Genomic DNA, 19,532 nt, shown 5'->3' on the forward strand with positions numbered 1-19,532 from the left:
AGCCGATGCGGCGCTGAGCGGCCAGGATGAGGGCATGAGACTCGCCTACGGCTGCATGGGACTCGGGTCCGCCGGATCCGCACCGACCGACGAGGAGGTCGACCGCGCAGAGGCCGCGGTCCGCACGGCGTACGACATCGGCATCCGTCTCTTCGACCATGCCGACATCTACGGCGGCGGATCCGCGGAGGCGGTGTTCGGGACCGTCCTCGCCCGCAACCCGGGCCTGCGGGACCAGCTCGAGATCCAGACCAAGTGCGGGATCGTCCTCGGCGGCGCGGAGAACGGCAACGCATACGACCTGTCCCGCGAGCACATCCTCGCCTCGGTGGAGGGGAGCCTCGCGCGGCTCGGCATCGATCGGCTCGACCGCCTGCTCCTGCATCGCCCGGACCCGCTCGCCCGACCGGAGGAGATCGCCGACGCGTTCGACGTGCTGCGGGCCGAGGGCACGGTCCGCGGCTTCGGCGTCTCCAACATGGCCGCGTCGCACATCGCTCACCTGCGCTCGGCGGTCGATCAGCCGCTCGAGGTCGACCAGGTCGAGCTCGGTCTGCACCACCGCGACCTCATCGAGGCGGGCGTGCTCGTCAACCATCCCGACGCGCGGGCGTACGCACCGGTGGCGGGGACGCTCGAGTACTGCACCGACCACGCCATCACCGTCCAGGCGTACGGGCCGCTGGGCCAGGGACGCTTCACGGGAAGGCCGCGAGGGCCGGAGGACGAGGCCACGGCCGCGCTCGTCCGCCGCTACGCCGACGAGCTCGGGGCCGCGCCGGAGGCCGTCGTCCTGGGGTGGCTCCTCAAGCACCCTGCGGACGTCGTCGCCGTCATCGGCACGACCGACCCCGGCCGTATCCGTGCCTGCGCCGACGCCGAGGCGGTCGGAGAGGCGATGACGCGTCACCAGTGGTGGTCGTTGTGGTCTGCGGCACGTGGTAAGCCAGTGCCGTGACCCCCCAGCTGCTCCAGCCGAACCTCGTCCACCATTTTTACGCGGGCGGTGCGCGCATCGCCGCCCTCCGGGGCCTGCCGCCGGTCGAACGCTGCCCGGAGGAGTGGGTGGGCGCGACGGTGGCGCGCGACGGCTCGTCAGAGGTCGGCCTCGCCCGTACGGCCGACGGGACGCTGGTCCGCGATCTCGTCCAGGCAGACCCCGCCGCCTGGGTCGGCGGCGACAGCATCGGCGGCGACACCGGGATCCTGCTCAAGCTGCTCGACGCCGGCCAGCGGCTCCCCGTCCACGTCCACCCCGATCGTGACTTCGCAGCGCGCCATCTCGACTGCCCGTACGGCAAGACCGAGGCATGGCTCGTGCTGGAGGCCACCGGCGACGCGGCGGTCTATCTCGGGTGGAGCGCCGACGTGGACCCCGACGAGCTCGCCGAGCGCCGAGATGCCCAGGACAGCGACTGGATGCTGAGCCGGCTCAACCGCATCCCCGTCCGTCCCGGCGACGCCTTCCTCGTCCCGGCCGGCACGCCGCACGCGATCGGCGAGGGGGTCTTCGTCGCCGAGGTGCAGGAGCCGACCGACTTCTCGATCCTGCTCGAGTGGTCGATCACGACCTCCACGCGCGACGAGTCCCACCTCGGCCTGGGCTTCGACCAGGCGATGGCGGCCGTCTCGACCGCGGGTCTGAGCGGTCAGGCGCTCGAGCAGCTCGTGGTCCACCACGACCTGGACGACCGCGTCGCGACGCCCGTCCCCCTCCTCCCGGAGGCGGGCGACCCCTACTTCCGGCTGCACCTGCTCGCCCCCGGGCCGGACGACGCCCCGGAGGTCCGGGAGGGCTTCGCCGCGCTCGTCGTGCTCTCGGGGACGGGGGTCCTCGAGGGCGCCGCAGGGTCGGTGCCGGTCGGCGGCGGGCAGTCTCTCGTGGTGCCGAGCGCCTTCGGGCCGTGGCGGTTGGTCGGCGACGCACGCGTGCTCGTGGCGCGTCCGGGCGAGGGGTGGCGCGAAGCCCTCGGCCAGCGCATCGTGGGGTGATGTCGCCACGACTCCTCCTCGCGCTGCTCGGCGCCGCTGCCCTCGTCGTGGGCATCCCTGCCACGGCGACGCCCGTGACCTCCACGACCACCTCGACGTCCTCGGCCGCGAGCCCGGCGGCGGCGTCTCGCGCCGCCTCCACCGTCCGGCTCGACGGCGTGACCGTACGGCTGCGCGCCGGCACCCGCCAGCTGGTGACGGTCAACCGCACCCGGTCGTACCATGCGCGGGTCACGTTCTGGGTGCTCCGCGACGGCCGGTGGATCGCCAAGCGGCGCACCACCAACGGACGCATCGGGTACGGCGGGCTGGTCGCCGCGACCAAGCGCAAGCAGTCCACGGGCACGACGCCGCTCGGGACGTTCACGATGACCGAGGCGTTCGGACTCCGCGCCCGCCCGAGCGGCACGGCTCTGCCGTACAGGAAGGTCCGCAAGGGTGACTACTGGGTGCAGGACAACCGCTCCCGCGCCTACAACACGCTGCGCAACAAGAGCGCGGGCGGCTTCAGGTGGTGGCTCCCCGCCTCGAACCGCAACGCCTCGGAGCGTCTGCGCGACTACCGCCGCGCCTACGTCTGGTCGATCGTCGTCGACTTCAACCGCCCTCCGGCCGCGGTTCGCTATCGCGGGTCGGGCATCTTCCTCCACGCGAACGGCAGGGCCGCGACCGCCGGATGCGTGTCCGCTCCAGCCTCGTTCATCCGCTTTGTTCTAAAATGGCTACGGGCAGATCGTGTACCTCTGATAACGATCGGGCGCTAAAAGTTCCCGATTCCGAGGAAAAGTCCCTCCGCGATCTGTCAAGCCCCCACGGAGGGGCTAGCGTTCTCAATCGTGCGGCGACGATGTCGCACCCCCCTAGCCCCGGGGCCCCCCGGCCCGGGAGAACGGAGTGAGAGACATGTCTTTCCTTCTCTGGATCCTTGCCGTCATCCTCGTCGTGGCCGGCATCGTTGCACTGGTTCGTCGCCAGGTCCTGTGGGGCGTCGTCCTCATCATCGTGGGCCTGCTCGTTGGCCCGGGTGGCGTGAGCCTCTTCGCTTAACCTCCGAACGCGTAGGCTGACGACATGGAGCTCGTAATCCTCGTCGTCGTCGCCGCGATCGCCCTGTACCTGGTCAGCGAGCGTCGCAAGACGGTTGCGCGAGAGCGCGCCGAGCTCGCTGACCAGGTTTCAGCGGTTCGTAAGACCGCGTTCGAGGACGTCACGGCCCTCGGCGAAGAGCTCCAGAAGCTCGATGCCGATCTGGTCGGGACACCCCTCGACGAGGGTGCCAACGCCGACTACCAGCGGGCCCTCGATGCGTACGAGTCGGCAAAGACGGCCGTCGATGCCCTCGAGAAGCCCGAGGATGTCCGGCACGTCACCGAGATCTTGGAAGACGGGCGCTACGCCATCGCGTGCGTCCAGGCGCGGGTGGTGGGCGACCCCCTCCCCGCGAAGCGCTCCCCCTGCTTCTTCGACCCGCGGCACGGTCTGTCGGTCGAGGACGTCCAGTACGCACCCACCGACGGCATCGTCCGCGACGTCCCCGCCTGCGCGCTGGACGCCGAGCGGGTCAGGGCGGGCGCCGAGCCCGACACCCGCAAGGTGATGGTCGGCGCGCAGCGCCTCCCCTACTGGCAGGCCGGTCCGGCCTACGCGCCGTACGCCGCCGGATACTTCTCTGCGTTCGCCTTCATGCCGGCGCTGTTCATGGGCACGATGCTCGGCGGCATGTTCGCCAGCGACGCCGGCCTCTCCGCCGCCGAGTACGGCGACGGCAGTGAGGGCGGTGGTGACGGCGGCGGGGATGCTGGCGGCGACGCTGGTGGTGACGGCGGCGGGGATGCTGGTGGTGACGGCGGCGGCTTCGACGGTGGTGGCGGCGGCTTCGACGGTGGTGGCGGCGGCTTCGACTGGGGCGGCGGCGGAGACGGCGGCGGGTTCGACTTCGGCGGCTTCTAGGCCGTGGCGTCCCAGAAGGTCGCCTACCTCCTGCGGGCCGTCAACGTCGGTGGCCACACGGTGCCGATGGCAGACCTGCGTACGCTCGCGAGCGACCTCGGCGCCCTCGACGTGGCGACGTACGTGAACAGCGGCAACCTCGTCTGCACGCCGCCGGGCGACCCAGCAGCCTTCGGCGCATCCCTCGAGGCGGGGATCGCCGACCGGATGGGCGTCACGACGGACGCCATTCCTCGTACCGCCGCCGAGCTGCGAGCCGCGCGCGACGCCTACCCGCACGACGTCCACGAGCCCAAGCTCTGCCACGTGTGGTTCCTCGCCTCCGAACCCAGCGCCGACGCGGTGCGCGCCCTTGAGTCCTACGACTTCGGCCCCGACCGCGTCGCACCGATCGGGCGAGAGCTGCACCTCCGCTACGCCGACGGGGTGGCACGCAGTGCGATCACGGCACCGCGGCTGCTCAAGCTGTCCGGCGTCGTCGGCACGGCGCGCAACCTCAGGACGGTCGAGAAGCTCGCCGCGATGGCGCAGTGACGCTCACAGGTCCGCGACGGGTGCCGCGGTCGCCGGCGGGGCTCCGATGCTCTCGACCGGGAGGTCGACGGCACGTGCTGCCGTGAGCCTCGCACGCTCGATCCGGTCCAGCCGGAACCAGCGGAGCGCGTCCTGCGTGCGGCAGTGCGCCACGAGGTACCACGAGCCGCGCGTGGAAGCGAGGATCTGCGGATCGACGCGGCGATCAGTGACGACCCCCGATCCGTCCCGATAACGCAGCGAGAGCACGCGCCTCTCCTGGAGCGCCTCCTCCACCGCCCGGCGGGACCGCGCGTCGCCGGTGGTGTCGTCCGCGCGGTCGATCCACACCCGCTCGGAGAGAGCGGTCGCACGGAGGCGGGTCGGTGGCGCCATCCCGTCGAGCACCTTGGCGAGGGCGGCGCGCGCCTGGGTGTCGAACGGCTCGCCCCGATGGGCGGAGATCGCCGCGGCAAGCCCGGAGACCTCGGCCTCGGAGAAGTTCAACGGCGGAAGGGTCGCGTCCGGGTCCACGACGTAGCCCCCGTGACGACCCAGGCGCGCCCAGATCGGGAACCCGCCCTGCTGCAGTGCCGACACGTCCCGCTTGATCGTCCGGACGCTGACCTCGTACGTCGCGGCCAGCTGCTCGGCGGTGCGGCCCCGCGCGCCGGCGCGGCGCAGCTCCTCCCGGATCGCGTAGAGCCGATCGGTGCGGTTCATGAGAAAAGGGTGACACAAGGGTGACGAGTTCTGACGAGACGATGGGGTGATGACGAACTCCGGTGGACCTGTCCTCCTGCTCAGCGGCGCCGGGCTACCGGCGTGGATCTGGGACGCGGCGCGCGAAGCACTCGGCCCCGACCACGAGACCGTGGTCGCCTCCCGGCCCGACGGTCGTGCGCCGAACCTCTCCTCGTACGTCGACGCTGCCCTCGACTCCGCGCCGTGGGACCGGTTTGCCGTGGTCGCGCACTCGTCCGGCGGCGTCGTCGGCACCGAGCTCGCCCGTCGGGCTCGCCCACGGGTCAGCGCCGTGATCGGAGTCAGCGCCGTCGTCCCGCCACCCGGCGGGTCGTTCGTCTCCTCGATGCCCTTCCCACAGCGCCACCTGATGAGCCTCGCGATGCGGCTCGCGGGCACCCGGCCACCGGACGGCGCCCTCCGCCGCGGCGTCGCTGCGGGCCTGGACGAGCCCACTGTCGCGCGGATCGTCGCCGAGTTCGTGCCCGAGTCGCCCGACCTCTACCGCGGGCGGACCGGGACCGACGCGCTACGGGTGCCGACCGGGTACGTGACGACGACGCAGGACCGCGAGCTCTCCCCTGGCCTCCAAGGACGGTTCGCTGCCCGGCTCGGTACCCGCCGTGAGCGGAGCCTCGCCACGGGCCACCTGCCGATGCTCGAGGACGCGACCGGGCTCGCCGGCGCCCTCGCTGAGATGCTCGACCAGCGCGGCTGAGCGTCAGGTGAGCTGGCGGAGCCGGATCGTCTCGGGCAGCGTGCCGAGCGCCGCGAGCGTCTCGGGCTCGAGCTGCTTGTCGATGTCGGTGAGCACGTAGCCGATCTCGCCGCGAGTCCCCAGGATCTGACCGTCGATGTTGACGCCGTGGTCGCCGAGCACCACGTTGATGGCCGACAGCACGCCCGGCACGTTGTGGTGGATGTGCGCGAGACGGTGGTGGTCGCCGTACGACGGCAGCTGCAGGTGCGGCAGGTTCGGGGAGAGGTCGGTGGATCCGTCGACGAGGTACGAGTGCAGCTTGCCCGAGACGAAGCGGCCGATGTCCTGCTGAGCCTCCATCGTCGAGCCGCCGACGTGCGGCGTGAGGATCACGTTGGGGAGCCCGCGAAGGTCGGACTCGAACGGCTCGCCCTGCTTCTTGGGCTCCACGGGGAACACGTCGACGGCGGCACCGGCGATGTGGCCCGACTCGATGTGCGCCCGCAGCGCGACGGTGTCGACGAGGATGCCGCGGGAGAGGTTGAGGAAGAGCGAGCGCGGCTTCATCCGCGCGAACTCCGCGGCGCCGAAGAGGCCGGCGTTGCCGGGCCGGCCGTCGACGTGCAGCGTCACGACGTCGACGGTCTCGAGCAGCTCGTGGAGCGTCGCGCACCGCTTGGCGTTGCCGAGCGCGAGCTTGTCGGCCACGTCGTAGTAGGAGACCTGCATGCCGAGGGCCTCAGCCAGCACGGACAGCTGGCTGCCGATGTTGCCGTAGCCCACGATGCCGAGCTTGCGGCCACGGATCTCGTGGCTGCCCTGCGCGGACTTGTTCCAGATGCCGGCGTGCATGTCGTTGGTCTTCTCGTTGAGCCGGCGCGCGAGCGAGATGATCTCGCCGATCGCGAGCTCGACGACCGAGCGCGTGTTGGAGTACGGCGCGTTGAAGACGGCCACCCCGCGGGCCGCCGCCGCCTTGAGGTCGATCTGGTTGGTGCCGATGCAGAAGGCGCCGACCGAGAGGAGGTCGGGCGCCTGCGCGAGCACGCGCTCGGTGACGTACGTCGTGGAGCGGATGCCGAGGAGGTGAACGCCCTGGACTGCCTCGATCAGCTCGTCCTCGCCGAGGGCGCCGGTGCGCGTCTCCACCTGGTAGCCCTGCGCGCGCAGGAACTCGGCGCCGTCGGCGTGGATGTTCTCCAGCAGGAGGACACGGATGTCGTGGTCCTCGAGCCGTGGCGTGGTCACGGGAAGGTCTGAGGTCATGGTGTAGAGCGTCTGTGTCGTCACGGGGACGAGTCCTCCTGGTCAGGTCGGTCCACCCCGGAGGTGGCGGTCGACCCAGGGCCCAGGCGTACGGTCCCGCGGTCTGTGCTGGTGTGTCGCTCCCTGGTGGTCGACCCACCTGAACGCCAGTCGCGACCGGACCAGTCTAGGTCGTCCTCCCGGCACGGCCGAACGCATTCCGCGCTTCGGGCCTACTCGGCGCCAAGCAGAGCGAGGAACTCCTCGGGCGGCGTCCCCGGGATGTGGGCGAGACGGACCTGTCCGCGGGCGACGAGCTTCCCCTCGGCGTTCGTCGTGTTCATCTCCCACAGCTGGGTCGTCCGCCCGCGGTGAATCGGCGTCGCGACCGTACGGAGCGTCTCGCCCTCGCGGGCCTGCCGGAGGAAGTCGGTGTTGTTGTTGACCCCGACCACCAGACCCCTGTCGCGGAGCCACGCCTGCGCGCCCATGCTGGCGGCACTCTCGTGGGCCGCACAGTGCACACCGCCGTGGACGATCCCGAACGGCTGGAGGTGCTGCGCTCCCACGGTCCACTCGATGGTCGCGCGGTCACCGGAGAGCTCCACGAAGCGAAAGCCGAGGGCTCCGCCGAGGCCGGTCTCCGACATGGACGCCGTTGCATCAGTCACACGACGAGTGTGCCCACCGAGGTCTTGTCCCTCATACCCCCTAGGGGTATTCTCGGCGGCATGGACACCCACGCACCCGGTTACAGCGACGACAAGGCCGCAGTCCTCAAGCGGCTCAGGCGCGTCGAGGGTCAGGTCCGCGGGCTCCAGCGGATGGTCGAGGAGGACGTCTACTGCATCGACGTCCTCACCCAGGTCTCCGCCGCCACCAAGGCGCTGGAGTCCGTCGCCCTGACCTTGCTCGACGAGCACCTCTCGCACTGCGTCCACGACGCCATCGCCTCCGGCGACAGGGCTGAGGAAAAGATCGCCGAGGCCTCCGCCGCGATCGCTCGCCTCGTGCGGTCGTGACCCCAGCCCTTCCCCGTACCCTGCTCGACCGACTCTCGAGGAGCCCATCATGAACACGACCTACCACGTCACCGGGATGACCTGCGGCCACTGCGCAGGCGCCGTCAAGGAGGAGATCGGGGCGCTGGAGGGCGTCCGGTCCGTGGACGTCGACCTCGTCGCCGGCGGCACCTCGTCGGTGCACGTGACCAGCGACGTCCCGCTCGACGACGCCGCCGTCGCGGCCGCGGTCGACGAGGCGGGGAGCTATCAGGTCGTGGGGTCGTGACGCTCCAGACCCACGAGCTCGACATCGGCGGGATGACCTGCGCCTCGTGCGCCGCCCGTGTCGAGAAGAAGCTCAACAAGCTCGAGGGCGTCGAGGCGTCCGTCAACTTCGCGACCGAGCGGGCGTACGTGTCCGCGCCGGCGTTCGTCGACGTGGCCGACCTCGTCGCCACCGTCGAGAAGACGGGCTACTCCGCCGCTCCCGTCCGTGATCTGCCGGAGCCGGCCGCGACGGGGGACGCGACCGGCTCCGGCGCCACGCCCGACGAGGATCCCGAGCTGGTGTCCCTGCGGCAGCGGCTCGTGGTCTCGGCGCTCCTCGCGGCCCCGGTCCTGGTGCTGTCGATGGTTCCCGCGTGGCAGTTCGACAACTGGCAGTGGCTCGCGCTCACGCTCGCCGCTCCGGTCGCGGTGTGGGGCGCCTGGCCGTTCCACCGTGCCGCGCTGGTCAACGCGCGCCACGGTGCCGCGACGATGGACACGCTGATCTCGATCGGCGTCACCGCCGCGTTCGCCTGGTCCGTCTATGCGCTGTTCTGGGGTCAGGCCGGCATGACCGGCATGACGATGGAGCTCACCTGGTTCGCCCAGGGGTCGGGCGCCGATGAGATCTATCTGGAGGTGGCCAGCGCGGTCACCGTCTTCATCCTGCTCGGTCGCTATCTCGAGCAGCGCGCCAAGCGGGACTCCGGCGCCGCCCTCCGTGCGCTCCTCTCCCTGGGCGCCAAGCGGGTCACCGTGCTCCGTGGCGACCGAGAGGTCGAGGTCCCCGTCGCCGAGCTCGGGGTCGGCGACACGTTCGTGGTGCGACCGGGCGAGAAGGTCGCCGCCGACGGTGACATCGTCTCGGGCAGCGCCTCGATCGACGCTGCGATGCTGACCGGCGAGAGCGTCCCGGTGGACGTCACGCCCGGTGACCGTGTCGTGGGCGGGACGGTCGCCGCCGGCGGCCGGCTCGTCGTCCGCGCCACGGCCGTCGGCGGGGGCACGCAGCTCGCTCAGATGGCACGCCTGGTGGAGAACGCGCAGAGCGGGAAGGCGCCGGTCCAGCGCCTCGCGGACCGCATCTCCGCCGTCTTCGTGCCGGTCGTCATCGTGATCGCCCTCGCCACGCTCGCCGGGTGGTTGCTGGCGGGCGGGACGCCCACGGAGGCGTTCACCGCGGCGGTCGCGGTCCTCATCATCGCCTGCCCCTGCGCTCTCGGGCTCGCGACGCCGACGGCGCTCCTGGCCGGGACCGGCCGCGGGGCGCAGATGGGCATCCTCGTCAAGGGCCCGGAGATCCTCGAGTCCACCCGCCGGGTCGACACCGTCGTGCTCGACAAGACCGGCACGGTGACCGAGGGAGCGATGCACGTCGTCGGCGTGGAGACCGTCGCCGGCACCGACGCCGGCGAGCTCCTGCGGCTCGCCGGTGCGGTCGAGGCGGCGTCGGAGCACCCCCTGGCCCGTGCGGTGACGACGGCGGCCCGCGAGGCGGGGGACCTGCCCGAGGTGCACGAGTTCGTCACCACGACTGGGCTCGGGGTCGGCGGCGTGGTCGAGGACCGCAAGGTTCTCGTCGGACGCCTCCCGTGGCTCCTCGAGCAGGGATCGAGCCTTCCTGACGGCCTGCCGGACACCGGTCCTGCGACCACGCCGGTCCACGTGGCGGTCGACGGCGAGGTTCGTGGGGTCGTCGCGGTGGCGGACCGGGTCAAGCCGACGTCGGCCGAGGCCGTACGCCGGCTGCGCGCGCTCGGCCTCGAGCCAGTCCTCCTCACCGGCGACCGACGCTCGGTCGCCGAGGACGTGGCGCGCGAGGTCGGCATCACCGAGGTCGTCGCCGAGGTGCTGCCGGAGGACAAGGCCGCGGCCGTCGCCGACCTGCAGGCCCGCGGGCGTACGGTCGCGATGGTCGGTGACGGGGTCAACGACGCACCGGCCCTCGCCGTCGCCGATCTCGGGATCGCCATGGGCACCGGCACCGACGTGGCGATCGAGGCGTCGGACCTGACCCTCGTCCGCGGCGACCTGCGTCTCGCTCCCCGGGCCATCGAGCTGTCGCGCCGTACGCTGCGCACCATCAAGCAGAACCTCGGATGGGCGTTCGGCTACAACGTGGCGGCGATCCCGCTCGCGGCGGCCGGCTTCCTCAACCCGCTGATCGCCGGCGCCGCGATGGCCGCGAGCTCGGTGCTCGTCGTCACGAACTCGCTGCGGCTGCGCAACCTCTGACCCGTCCCGCGCCGCGCCTCGCTCACGCCAGGGCGAAGGTCTTGCGGTACTCCCCCGGCGTCACCCCGACGAGCCGCCGGAAGTGGTGACGCAGCAGCGTGCCGGACGAGAAGCCGCAGCGGTGCGCGACGTGGTCGATGTCGAGGTCGGTCGACTCCAGGAGAGTGCGGGCCCGGAGGATCCGCTGCTGAGCCAGCCACTGGATCGGCGTCGTCCCCGTCTCTGCGGTGAAGCGACGAGCGAACGTCCGCGGCGACATCCCGGCGAGCTCCGCCAGGCGCGAGACCGGCTGCTGCTCCTCCAGGTGCTCGACCATCCAGTCGAGCACCTCGGCGAACATGTCGTCGCTGCACTCGGGCACGGGATGGTCGATGAACTGCCGCTGACCACCGTCGCGCTGCGGCGCCACCACCATGCGGCGCGCGATCGCGTTGGCGGCCTCGCTCCCGATCTCCCGGCGCACGAGGTGGAGTGCGGCGTCGATCCCGGCCGCCGTACCGGCGCTCGTGACGATGTCACCGTCGTCGACGAAGAGGACGTCCTCGTTGACCTCCGCGACCGGGAACATCGTGCGGAGCAGGGCGGCATGGCGCCAGTGGGTCGTGCACGGGCGCCCGTCGAGCAGCCCCGCCTCCGCGAGGATGAACGCGCCGCTGCAGAGACTGAGCATCGTGGCTCCGGAGGCGTGAGCGGCGCGCAGAGCGGACAGGATCGCCTCGTCCAGCGGCGCGAGCGCCTCGCCGGTCCGTCGCCACGACGGGACGACGGCGACGAGATCGGCCCCCAGCAGCCCGTCGAGACCATGGTCGGGGACGATCGACCCGCCGACCGAGAGGCGGACGGGAACTCCTGCCTCCGGGCCGCAGATCCGGAAGTCGAACGGCGGGACGCCATCCTCGGTCCGGTCGATCCCGAAGACCTCGCACACCACCCCCAGCTCGAAGGCGGTGACGTCGTCGGTGACCAAGGCAGAGACCGTACGGATCATGGAGTCGACGCTACGTGGCAGGATCTGTGCGGTCAACGACTTTTACACACCTTCTGTCTCGATCTGTACGAGCGCATGGTTGTTGCCATGAGGCATTCACGAAAGCATCTGATCACGACCAGCCCACGCTTCCCGGCGTTCCGCGTCGGCAACGGCAACCGCGACGCGCAGCGCCTGCGGTCGGAGCTCCAGGCGATCGCGACCCACAGCCAGCCCAAGGACTGAGGCGACGCGCACCGAGACCGATCAGCGGAGGCGGGAGCCCCACATTGGTCGACCCGGACAAGGGTCCTTGCTAGCCTTTCCGCACGCTGTGCGACAGAACGAGGAGGTGCTACCCGTGAACGCAATGACGTGGGTGCTCCTCGGTGAGGTCACAGCCGGGCGATAGGTCGTCCGGGAGCGCCGTTCAAGCACTTCCGAAAGGCACGACCATGCGCATCACCTCCGAAGAGCGCCTCGACGACGGCGTCCTCGAACGAGAGTTCACCCTCGGCGGCATCCCCGGCATGCTGTGGACCCCCACGTCCTCGCCAGCGCCGGTGCTCCTCATGGGTCACCCTGGCGGGCTTCGAACGATGTACCCGCGGCTGGTGGGGCGAGCGAGACACTCCGCAGCGAACGGCTTCGCCGCGGCCACGATCGAGCTGCCAGGGGCCGGCGGTCGACCTCCGTCGGCCGACGCCGAGCAGGCCCGGGCCGACCTGCGGCGAGCGGTGCTGGCCGGCGAGCCCGTCGACGAGATCGTCGACAGGCTGGTCCTTCCCCTGGTCGAGAACGCCGTCCCCGAGTGGCGGACGCTCCTGGACGACCTCCTCGCGCTGCCAGGGATCAGCGGCCCGGTCGGTTACTCGGGCGGGGTGACCGCCCTCGGGATCAGGCTGGCGCTGGTCGAGCCACGCATCGCGGCGCTAGGGCTGTTCGCCGGAACCTTCGTGCCGCGCGTCATGTTCGACGAGGCCCGTCAGATCACCGTGCCGCTGCACGTCCTTCTGCAGTGGGACGACGAAGGGAATGACCGGCAGCGGGCACTGGACCTCTTCGATGCCTTCGGCTCCCAGGAGAAGACGCTGCAAGCCAACATGGGCGGGCACACCGGGGTTCCGCCGTTCGCGGCGGACGACGCGGCCAGGTTCTTCGCCCGGCACCTGAGGTGACGCCACGTTCTCAGAGCGGAGAGGCGACGCACCCCCAGACTCCCGTGCCACGATCGGGGGCATGACCACCCTCATCGGCATCACGGGAGCGACCGGCCGCGTCGGCCGGGCGGCCGCACGCCACCTCGCCGACGGCGGGTATGCCACGCGGCTGATCGTCCGCGATCCGGCACGCACGCCGACTCTGCCCCGGGCGGAGGTCGCGGTCGCCTCGTACGACGACGCGCACGCATGCCGGGCGGCGTACGAAGGGCTCGACACCCTCTTTCTGGTCTCGGCGACAGAGTCGGCCGACCGCGTCGCCCAGCACCGTACGGCGGTCGACGCGGCGGTCGCTGCGGGCGTACGCCAGCTGGTCTACCTGTCGTTCGTCGGGGCGGGTCCGGACGCAGGGTTCCTCCTCGCCCGCGACCACGGCGCGACCGAGGAGCTGATCGCCGCCGCTCCGGTGGAGTGGACGTTCCTGCGCGACAACCTCTACACCGAGGCGATCCAGGCGATGTTCGGCGACGACGGCGTGATCCGCGGGCCTGCCGGTCGCGGCAGGGTCGCCTCCGTCTCCCAGGCCGACGTGGCGGCGGTGGTCGCACACGTGCTCGAGGACCCCACAGCGCACACGGGCAGGACGTACGAGCTCACCGGGCCCGAGGCCCTGACGCTCGACGAGATCGCGGCGCTCCTCACCACGGCGACCGGCAGACCTCACCGGTACGTCGCCGAGACGGTGCAGGAGGCGTTCGCCAGCCGGGCACGGTACGAGGCACCGCGCTGGCTGGTCGAGGCGTGGGTCAGCACCTACACCGCCGTCGCCGACGGCGAGCTGGAGCACGTGAGCGACGACGTTCCCGCGCTGCTGGGGCGCCCCGCGACCACGGTGGCGGAGGTGTTCAGCGGCCGCCGGACGTGACCGCGTCGAGCACGCGGAGCGCGTTGCCGCCCGCGAGCGCCGCCATGTCGTCGGCACTCCACCCCCGGGTTGCGAGCGCCTCGAGGACGCGCGGGTAGGTCGAGACGTCCTCCAGACCGACGGGGAACCGCACGAAGCCGTCGTAGTCACCGCCCAGCCCGACGTGCTCGACGCCCATCACCTCACGAGCGTGCTCGATGTGGTCCACGACGTCTTGGACGGTGACCCGAGGCTCGGGGCCGACCTCGCCGCCGTGACGCCAGCGCGCCCAGCTCTCGCTGAGGAAGCTCGGCACGAAGGCCACCATCAGCACGCCCCCGTTGTCACGCAGGCGGAGCAGCACGTCGTCCGGCACGTTGCGAGGGTGGTCGGTCACCGCGCGGCAGCTGGAGTGGCTGAAGATCACCGGCGCCGCCGTGACGTCGAGGGCGTCGTGCATGGTCGTCGTCGCCACGTGGGACAGGTCGACGAGCATCCCGAGCCAGTTCATCTCCCGAACCACGTCGCGACCGAGGTCGGTGAGACCGCCGTGGACCGGCTCGTCGGTCGCGGAGTCGGCCCACGCCGTGTTGTCGTTGTGCGTGAGGGTCATGTAGGCGACGCCGAGCCGCGAGAGCACCCGCAGCACGGCGAGCGAGTCGTCGATGCTGTGACCGCCCTCGGCGCCCAGCAGGGAGGCCACCTTGCCGTCGGCCCACACCGCCCGGACGTCGTCGCCCGTCCGTGCGAGCGCGAGGTCGTCCGGGTAGGCCGCCACCAGCCGGTGGACGAAGTCGATCTGCTCGAGGGTCGCCTCGACCGCGTCGGCACCCGCGAGCGACGTCGGCACGAACACCGACCAGAACTGTGCGCCGACCCCGCCACGGCGCAGGCGCGGGACGTCGGTGTGGAAGCGCCCGTGCGGAGCGACCTCTCCCAGGCCGTCCGTCGCGTACGCCGCCTCGACCCGCGACTCCCACGCGAGGTCGTTGTGGCCGTCGAAGACCAGCGCCTTCTCCAGCGCCGAGCGCACCGTCGGGTCGCCGGTCACCGCGAGCCGGGCTGCGGGATGGGGTGAGGAGGACGCCGCTGGATTCACCGGGCAACCCTGGCACGCCAGGAGCTGGTCGCGCACGGACCCGTCGTGGAGCGTGTCACGCGACGGGTCCGCACGCGAGCTATCGGGACCCCGAAAGCGCCCTGTCGATCTCCCGGAGGAAGTCCTCGAGGTCCTTCGGCGTCCGCGAGGTGATCAAGGTCGGCGTCCGGCTGTCGTCGACCACCGCGGCGTCGTCGACCCACTGGCCTCCGGCGTTGCGGATGTCGGTCTGCAGCGAGGCGTACGACGTGAGCCGTCGGCCGTCGACGACGCCGGCCTCGACCAGCGCCCACGGACCGTGACAGATCGCGGCGATCGGACGGCCGTTGCTCTCGAACGCCGTCACGACCCCGACCGCGTCCTCGTCGAGGCGGAGCTGGTCGGCGTTGATGGTGCCGCCCGGGAGCAGCAACAGGTCGTACGCCGACGGGTCCACCTGCGAGATCGTCGTCGTGGGAGTGACCGACTTGCCGGGGTCCTTGTCGCCGACCAGGGTCTCGATCGGGTCGTCCTCCACCGCGGCGACATCGACCTCGGCCCCGTGCTCACGCAGGTGGTCGACGGGCACCACGAGCTCGTCCTGCTCGACGCCGTAGTTGCTGACCAGGGCCAGGACTCGGCGTCCGCTGAGGTCGGGCTTGGACATCAGATGTCTCCTCTCGACTAGCGGAAGGTTGCCTCCGCCAGGTACCCACGTGGGGAGCCGTCACACCTTCGCCCCGCCGGATGCGACCTACGCTCGACCCATGACGTCATCGATGGAGGAGACGGCGCGGGCCGCGCGCCGCGCCGTCACCCGGGAGGACGCGGGGCGGGTGCTGCCGCGGATCGCCCACCTCCTCGCGCCGTACAAGCGCAAGATGCTGCTCGTCGGCCTCGCCGTCGTCGCCGGCGCCGTGCTGGCATCGCTCGCGCCGTTCCTGACCAAGGCGGTGTTCGACGACGCCTTGTTCCCGCCCGGTGGTGGTGGCCCCGACCTCGGGCTCCTCGGGTGGCTGGTCGCCGGGCTGTGCGCGATCCCGGTCGTCACCTCGCTGATCGCGATCGGCCAGAACTATCTGACGTCGACGATCGGGAACTCCGCGATGGCGGACCTGCGCGGACGACTGTTCGCGCACCTGCAGACGATGGAGCTCGGCTTCTTCACCGCGACGAAGACCGGGGCGATCCAGTCGCGCCTGGCCAACGACGTCAGCGGCGTACGGACGGTGCTGACCGACACCGCGACCACCATCCTCCAGAACGCCGTCACGGTGCTCTCGGCCTTCGTCGCGATGGTGATCCTGTCCTGGCAGCTCACGATCATCACGTTGATCCTGATGCCGGTGTTCGTCGTCATCCAGGTGCGGGTCGGGCGGCGGCGCCAACGGCTCGCCCGCAAGACCCAGGAGTCGCTGTCGGAGATGACCGCGATCACCGAGGAGGCGCTGTCGGTCTCCGGGATCCTCCTCGCCAAGGTGTTCAACCGCGCCGAGAGCGAGACGCTGCGCTACCGCGACGAGAACCACCGCCAGACCCACCTCCAGGTCAGGGCCGCGATGACGGGCCGGACGTTCTTCGCGATGGTCCAGACGTTCTTCGCGATCACACCGGCCCTGATCTATCTCGTCTCGGGCCTGATGCTGACCGGGCGGCTGGACTCCTCCGGCGCCGCGCTCACGGCGGGCACCCTCGTCGCGTTCACCACGCTGCAAGCCCGGCTGCAGATGCCCCTGATCCAGCTCATGCGCGTCACCCTCGACGTCCAGACGTCGCTCGCGCTGTTCCGACGGATCTTCGAGTACCTCGACCTGGAGCCGGCGATCGTCGAGCGGCCCGACGCCCGGCCGCTTCCCGACACCGGAGAGGGAGGACGCGTCGAGTTCCGCGGCGTGTGGTTCCGCTACCCGCCACCGCGGCTCGTGGGCATCCAGCAGCCCCGCGGCACCGACGACCAGGACCCCGTGACGGAGGAGCGCTGGACGTTGCAGGACGTCTCGCTGACGGTCGAGCCGGGTCAGCTCGCGGCCATCGTGGGGCCGTCGGGATCGGGCAAGACCACCATGACGTACCTCGTACCCCGCTTCTACGACGTGACCGACGGCGCCGTCCTCATCGACGGCGTCGACGTCCGCGACGCGACCGAGCACTCGCTGGCGACCACGGCCGGGATGGTGACGCAGGAGCCGTACCTCTTCCACGGCACCGTCTACGACAACATCGCGTACGCCAAGGAGGGCGCGACGCCGGAGGAGGTCGAGCAGGCTGCGCGCGACGCCAACATCCACGACCGGATCATGAGCTTCGCCGAGGGCTACCAGACGGTGACCGGTGAGCGCGGCTACCGGCTGTCAGGGGGCGAGAAGCAGCGGATCGCGATCGCGCGAGTGTTCCTGATGAACCCCAGGGTCCTCATCCTCGACGAGGCGACGTCGGCGCTCGACACCGAGACCGAGCGCCTCGTCCAGGACGCTCTCGAGCGCGCGACCGTCGGGCGCACCACGATCGCGATCGCGCACCGGTTGTCGACGATCCAGAACGCCGACGTCATCTTCGGGCTCGAGGAGGGCCGGCTGGTGGAGCAGGGCACACACGCAGAGCTGCTCGCCGAGGGCGGGCTGTACTCGCGGCTCTACGTCGAGCAGTTCGGCGGCGGCGAGATCGAGGGCCGCTTCCGCGACGGTGTCGTGTTCCGCGACGGCGCGGTGTTCCACGACCGTGAGGACCACGTCCGCGCCGACGTCCCGCTCTGACCTGCCTCGCGTCTGGCTACTGCTGGATCACCGAGAGCACGTTGCCCGCGGGGTCGGTGAACCACGCGATGAGCGGTCCTCCTCCACGGAAGATGCCCGTGGCATCGGTGGCCATGGGCGTGCCCTCGTACCTCTCGAACGACACACCGCGCCCGGCGAGGGTGTCCACGGCCGTCTCGATGTCGGGCACCGGGAAGTTCAGGACGGTGAACGACGCCGGCTGGTGCTGGTCGCCCTTGGGGTAGACGAGCGTGTCGCGGCCGCCCGCGAGGTGCAGCGTCAGCATCCCGTCCTGCTCCTCCACGTCGAGGCCGAGCGTGTCGGAGTAGAAGGCCTGCGCGGCCGCGGTGTCGTCGACCGAGAAGCCGCTGAAGGCCGGTGAGTCGGCAAGCATGGTCGCCCTCCTTGCGGGGTCACGTCCGGACCCTCCCGGTGCTGACCGGCTCAGCGTGCGGAACTCACCGGCACGGCTTGAGCGGACGGGTCGCCGGACCCTCGATGACCGAGCCGTCCTCGGCGAACCGCGACCCGTGCAGGGGGCAGTCCCAGGACCGCTCGGCGTCGTTCCACTCCACGATCCCGCCGAGGTGGGTGCAGACCGCCGAGACCGGCGCGCCGTTACCGGAGTCCGCGCAGGGCGGCACCCCGCCGACCGACGGCGGGGCGCCGTCGCGCGTCACCGCGGCCGAGACCCATCCCTTGCCCATCTCCACACCGACCGACGCGTTGAGCTCAGCCGCCTTCGCCGCATCACGCAGCGCGGGTCGGCGCCAGGAGCTGACAGCGTCGCGCCACGAGGGCGTCTCGCCCAAGAGGTCACCGGCGAGGGCGAGGCCCGCGGCCGCACCCATCGCCAACCCCCACTTGTTGAAGCCGGTCGCGACGTGGACCGCCCCGCGGTTCGGCAGCAGCTTGCCGACGTAGGGCAGACCGGAGGCGGGCGCGTAGTCCTGCGCCGACCACGTGGCCAGCGGGTCCCCCACGCCGAAGGTGCTCTGGGACCAGGCGACGAGGTCGTCGACCTTCTGCGCCTCGGACCGGGCGCGCCCGGTGGTGTGCCCGTTGCCGCCGACGACGAGCACCGACTCGTCGGGCGTCGACGTCCGCAGGGAGCGGGTCGGAGTGTCGATCGACAGGTGCATCGCGTCCACCGCGGGACCGTCGGTGCGGAAGGCGGCGGCGTACGACCGCTCCGGGGAGAGGCGGGCGAAGAAGCCGCCACGGTCGAGGATCGGTATCCCGGTGGCGAGGACGACGTGGCGCGCGTCGACCGTCGCGTGCTCGGTCCGGACCCGGGGCCTCTCACCGCCGTCCACGCGAAGGACACGGGTCTGCTCGAAGAGCCGCGCCCCCGCCTCGACGGCATCGGCCATGATGCGGTCGGTGACCGCGACGGCATCGATCTGCCCCTGCCCGGCGAGCCGGATCGCGCCTCGCACCTCGTACGGGAGCTCGAGGCTGTCCTCCCACACCACCGGCAGTCCTGCCTCCACGCACGCCTCGTGCTCGCGCCGCAGCTGGCTCTCGCCGTGCGCGGTCGTCGCGTACGTCACCGCGTCGCGGACGTCGTACGGCAGACCGCTGCTCTGGCAGAACGCTCGGATCCACTCCTGGCCGGAGCGGTTGGCCTCGACGTAGCCCCGGAGGCGCTCGGGGTGGTGCCGCTGGAGCGTCGAGAGGCGCGAGCCCTGGAGGAGGCTCACCTTGCCGGTCGTACCCCCTGTCGTCCCGGCAGCGACGGTGCGCCCTTCGAGCACGACGACCGAGGTTCCGGCGCGAGCGAGCGCGAGCGCGGTCGTGGCCCCGACCAGGCCCGCGCCCACGACGACGACGTCGCACGAGAGGTCCTCGCTCAGCGGGGAGTAGGTCGGGCGGTCAGGGTTCTGGTCGTACCACCAGGAGTGCATCGGGTTCGTTCCTTCCGTCGGGCTCACCGGTACCCAGCCTCGCGCAGGACACGCGGGGTTTCAGACCGCCCTCCAGGGGTACCGCCGGGGGGCCGTCTACCGGATCCGAGAGG

The 19,532-nt window shown here is 71.4% G+C and carries 22 protein-coding genes; 14 read left to right on the top strand and 8 right to left on the bottom strand.

Annotated elements, in window-relative coordinates; all coding sequences use genetic code 11:
* Positions 1 to 34: 34 nt before the first annotated feature.
* The 6 genes from KV100_RS08920 (at position 35) to KV100_RS08945 (ending at position 4,476) form a co-directional block, all read left to right on the top strand.
* Positions 35 to 958, top strand: a complete 924-nt coding sequence (locus KV100_RS08920; protein WP_220342617.1) for an aldo/keto reductase family oxidoreductase — start codon at positions 35 to 37, stop codon at positions 956 to 958.
* Positions 955 to 1,992 (top strand): class I mannose-6-phosphate isomerase, encoded by a 1,038-nt coding sequence (locus KV100_RS08925; RefSeq protein WP_220342618.1) that lies wholly within the window; start codon positions 955 to 957, stop codon positions 1,990 to 1,992. The genes KV100_RS08920 and KV100_RS08925 overlap by 4 nt, the downstream gene beginning before the upstream one ends.
* The gene (locus tag KV100_RS08930) at positions 1,992 to 2,756 is read left to right on the top strand and encodes a L,D-transpeptidase family protein (protein ID WP_220342619.1); all 765 of its coding nucleotides are present in this window, start codon (positions 1,992 to 1,994) and stop codon (positions 2,754 to 2,756) included. Before KV100_RS08925 ends, KV100_RS08930 begins: the two co-directional genes overlap by 1 nt.
* Positions 2,757 to 2,895: 139 nt before the next feature.
* The gene (locus KV100_RS08935; RefSeq protein ID WP_220342620.1) at positions 2,896 to 3,039 is read left to right on the top strand and encodes a GPGG-motif small membrane protein; all 144 of its coding nucleotides are present in this window, start codon (positions 2,896 to 2,898) and stop codon (positions 3,037 to 3,039) included.
* A gap of 24 nt (positions 3,040 to 3,063) precedes the next feature.
* Positions 3,064 to 3,942 (top strand): hypothetical protein, encoded by an 879-nt coding sequence (locus KV100_RS08940; protein WP_220342621.1) that lies wholly within the window; start codon positions 3,064 to 3,066, stop codon positions 3,940 to 3,942.
* A 3-nt stretch (positions 3,943 to 3,945) separates the two neighbouring features.
* Complete coding sequence (locus KV100_RS08945) at positions 3,946 to 4,476, top strand: DUF1697 domain-containing protein (RefSeq protein WP_220342622.1); 531 nt, start codon at positions 3,946 to 3,948, stop codon at positions 4,474 to 4,476.
* A gap of 3 nt (positions 4,477 to 4,479) precedes the next feature.
* Here KV100_RS08945 and KV100_RS08950 read toward each other — a convergent pair whose 3' ends face one another.
* Entirely contained in the window at positions 4,480 to 5,178 is a 699-nt protein-coding gene (locus tag KV100_RS08950) for a YafY family protein (RefSeq protein ID WP_220342623.1), read from the bottom strand.
* Positions 5,179 to 5,227: 49 nt separating this feature from the next.
* Here KV100_RS08950 and KV100_RS08955 point away from each other — a divergent pair, with 49 nt between their 5' ends.
* Positions 5,228 to 5,917, top strand: a complete 690-nt coding sequence (locus KV100_RS08955; RefSeq protein ID WP_220342624.1) for an alpha/beta fold hydrolase — start codon at positions 5,228 to 5,230, stop codon at positions 5,915 to 5,917.
* A gap of 3 nt (positions 5,918 to 5,920) precedes the next feature.
* Here the strand turns inward: KV100_RS08955 and serA are convergent, their stop codons facing one another.
* Together serA and KV100_RS08965 are read right to left on the bottom strand one after the other, a co-directional pair.
* Positions 5,921 to 7,165, bottom strand: coding sequence for a phosphoglycerate dehydrogenase (serA, locus tag KV100_RS08960; RefSeq protein WP_255559874.1), 1,245 nt, complete (start codon positions 7,163 to 7,165; stop codon positions 5,921 to 5,923).
* Positions 7,166 to 7,377: 212 nt separating this feature from the next.
* Positions 7,378 to 7,815, bottom strand: coding sequence for a PaaI family thioesterase (locus tag KV100_RS08965; RefSeq protein ID WP_301022058.1), 438 nt, complete (start codon positions 7,813 to 7,815; stop codon positions 7,378 to 7,380).
* Between the two features lie 60 nt (positions 7,816 to 7,875).
* On the opposite strand from KV100_RS08965, the gene KV100_RS08970 reads away from it, so the two are divergent.
* Genes KV100_RS08970 through KV100_RS08980 form a run of 3 tightly spaced genes read left to right on the top strand, consistent with a single transcriptional unit; the run spans position 7,876 to position 10,650 of the window.
* A complete protein-coding gene (locus KV100_RS08970; RefSeq protein ID WP_220342625.1) occupies positions 7,876 to 8,166 on the top strand; it encodes a metal-sensitive transcriptional regulator in 291 nt (96 codons plus the stop codon).
* Between the two features lie 49 nt (positions 8,167 to 8,215).
* On the top strand, positions 8,216 to 8,434 hold the full coding sequence (locus KV100_RS08975; RefSeq protein WP_220342626.1) for a heavy-metal-associated domain-containing protein: 219 nt from the start codon (positions 8,216 to 8,218) through the stop codon (positions 8,432 to 8,434).
* Positions 8,431 to 10,650, top strand: coding sequence for a heavy metal translocating P-type ATPase (locus KV100_RS08980; RefSeq protein ID WP_308291397.1), 2,220 nt, complete (start codon positions 8,431 to 8,433; stop codon positions 10,648 to 10,650). Before KV100_RS08975 ends, KV100_RS08980 begins: the two co-directional genes overlap by 4 nt.
* A 22-nt stretch (positions 10,651 to 10,672) precedes the next feature.
* Here KV100_RS08980 and KV100_RS08985 read toward each other — a convergent pair whose 3' ends face one another.
* Positions 10,673 to 11,638 carry a GlxA family transcriptional regulator gene (locus KV100_RS08985; RefSeq protein ID WP_220342627.1) on the bottom strand — a complete coding sequence of 322 codons (966 nt, stop codon included), beginning with the start codon at positions 11,636 to 11,638 and terminating at the stop codon, positions 10,673 to 10,675.
* Between the two features lie 87 nt (positions 11,639 to 11,725).
* Between KV100_RS08985 and KV100_RS08990 the strand changes: the two genes are divergently transcribed.
* The 3 genes from KV100_RS08990 (at position 11,726) to KV100_RS09000 (ending at position 13,702) form a co-directional block, all read left to right on the top strand.
* Entirely contained in the window at positions 11,726 to 11,863 is a 138-nt protein-coding gene (locus KV100_RS08990) for a hypothetical protein (protein WP_220342628.1), read from the top strand.
* Between the two features lie 209 nt (positions 11,864 to 12,072).
* Entirely contained in the window at positions 12,073 to 12,795 is a 723-nt protein-coding gene (locus KV100_RS08995; protein WP_255566103.1) for an alpha/beta hydrolase, read from the top strand.
* Positions 12,796 to 12,856: 61 nt separating this feature from the next.
* A complete protein-coding gene (locus KV100_RS09000; RefSeq protein ID WP_220342630.1) occupies positions 12,857 to 13,702 on the top strand; it encodes an NAD(P)H-binding protein in 846 nt (281 codons plus the stop codon).
* On the opposite strand, the gene KV100_RS09005 is transcribed toward KV100_RS09000, so the two are convergent.
* Positions 13,683 to 14,780: a dipeptidase gene (locus KV100_RS09005; protein WP_308291398.1), complete on the bottom strand. Its 1,098-nt coding sequence runs from the start codon at positions 14,778 to 14,780 to the stop codon at positions 13,683 to 13,685. The genes KV100_RS09000 and KV100_RS09005 overlap by 20 nt on opposite strands.
* Before the next feature lie 79 nt (positions 14,781 to 14,859).
* Positions 14,860 to 15,426 (bottom strand): DJ-1/PfpI/YhbO family deglycase/protease, encoded by a 567-nt coding sequence (locus KV100_RS09010; RefSeq protein WP_220342631.1) that lies wholly within the window; start codon positions 15,424 to 15,426, stop codon positions 14,860 to 14,862.
* 100 nt (positions 15,427 to 15,526) lie between these two features.
* Between KV100_RS09010 and KV100_RS09015 the strand changes: the two genes are divergently transcribed.
* Positions 15,527 to 17,512: an ABC transporter ATP-binding protein gene (locus tag KV100_RS09015; protein ID WP_255559825.1), complete on the top strand. Its 1,986-nt coding sequence runs from the start codon at positions 15,527 to 15,529 to the stop codon at positions 17,510 to 17,512.
* 16 nt (positions 17,513 to 17,528) lie between these two features.
* Here the strand turns inward: KV100_RS09015 and KV100_RS09020 are convergent, their stop codons facing one another.
* Positions 17,529 to 17,906 carry a VOC family protein gene (locus KV100_RS09020; RefSeq protein WP_220342632.1) on the bottom strand — a complete coding sequence of 126 codons (378 nt, stop codon included), beginning with the start codon at positions 17,904 to 17,906 and terminating at the stop codon, positions 17,529 to 17,531.
* A 64-nt stretch (positions 17,907 to 17,970) separates the two neighbouring features.
* Positions 17,971 to 19,419: an FAD-dependent oxidoreductase gene (locus tag KV100_RS09025; protein WP_220342633.1), complete on the bottom strand. Its 1,449-nt coding sequence runs from the start codon at positions 19,417 to 19,419 to the stop codon at positions 17,971 to 17,973.
* Positions 19,420 to 19,532: the final 113 nt, after the last annotated feature.

Origin of the sequence: Mumia sp. zg.B21, assembly GCF_019550855.1 — a bacterium.
In the GTDB taxonomy this organism is placed as follows: Bacteria; Actinomycetota; Actinomycetes; order Propionibacteriales; family Nocardioidaceae; genus Mumia.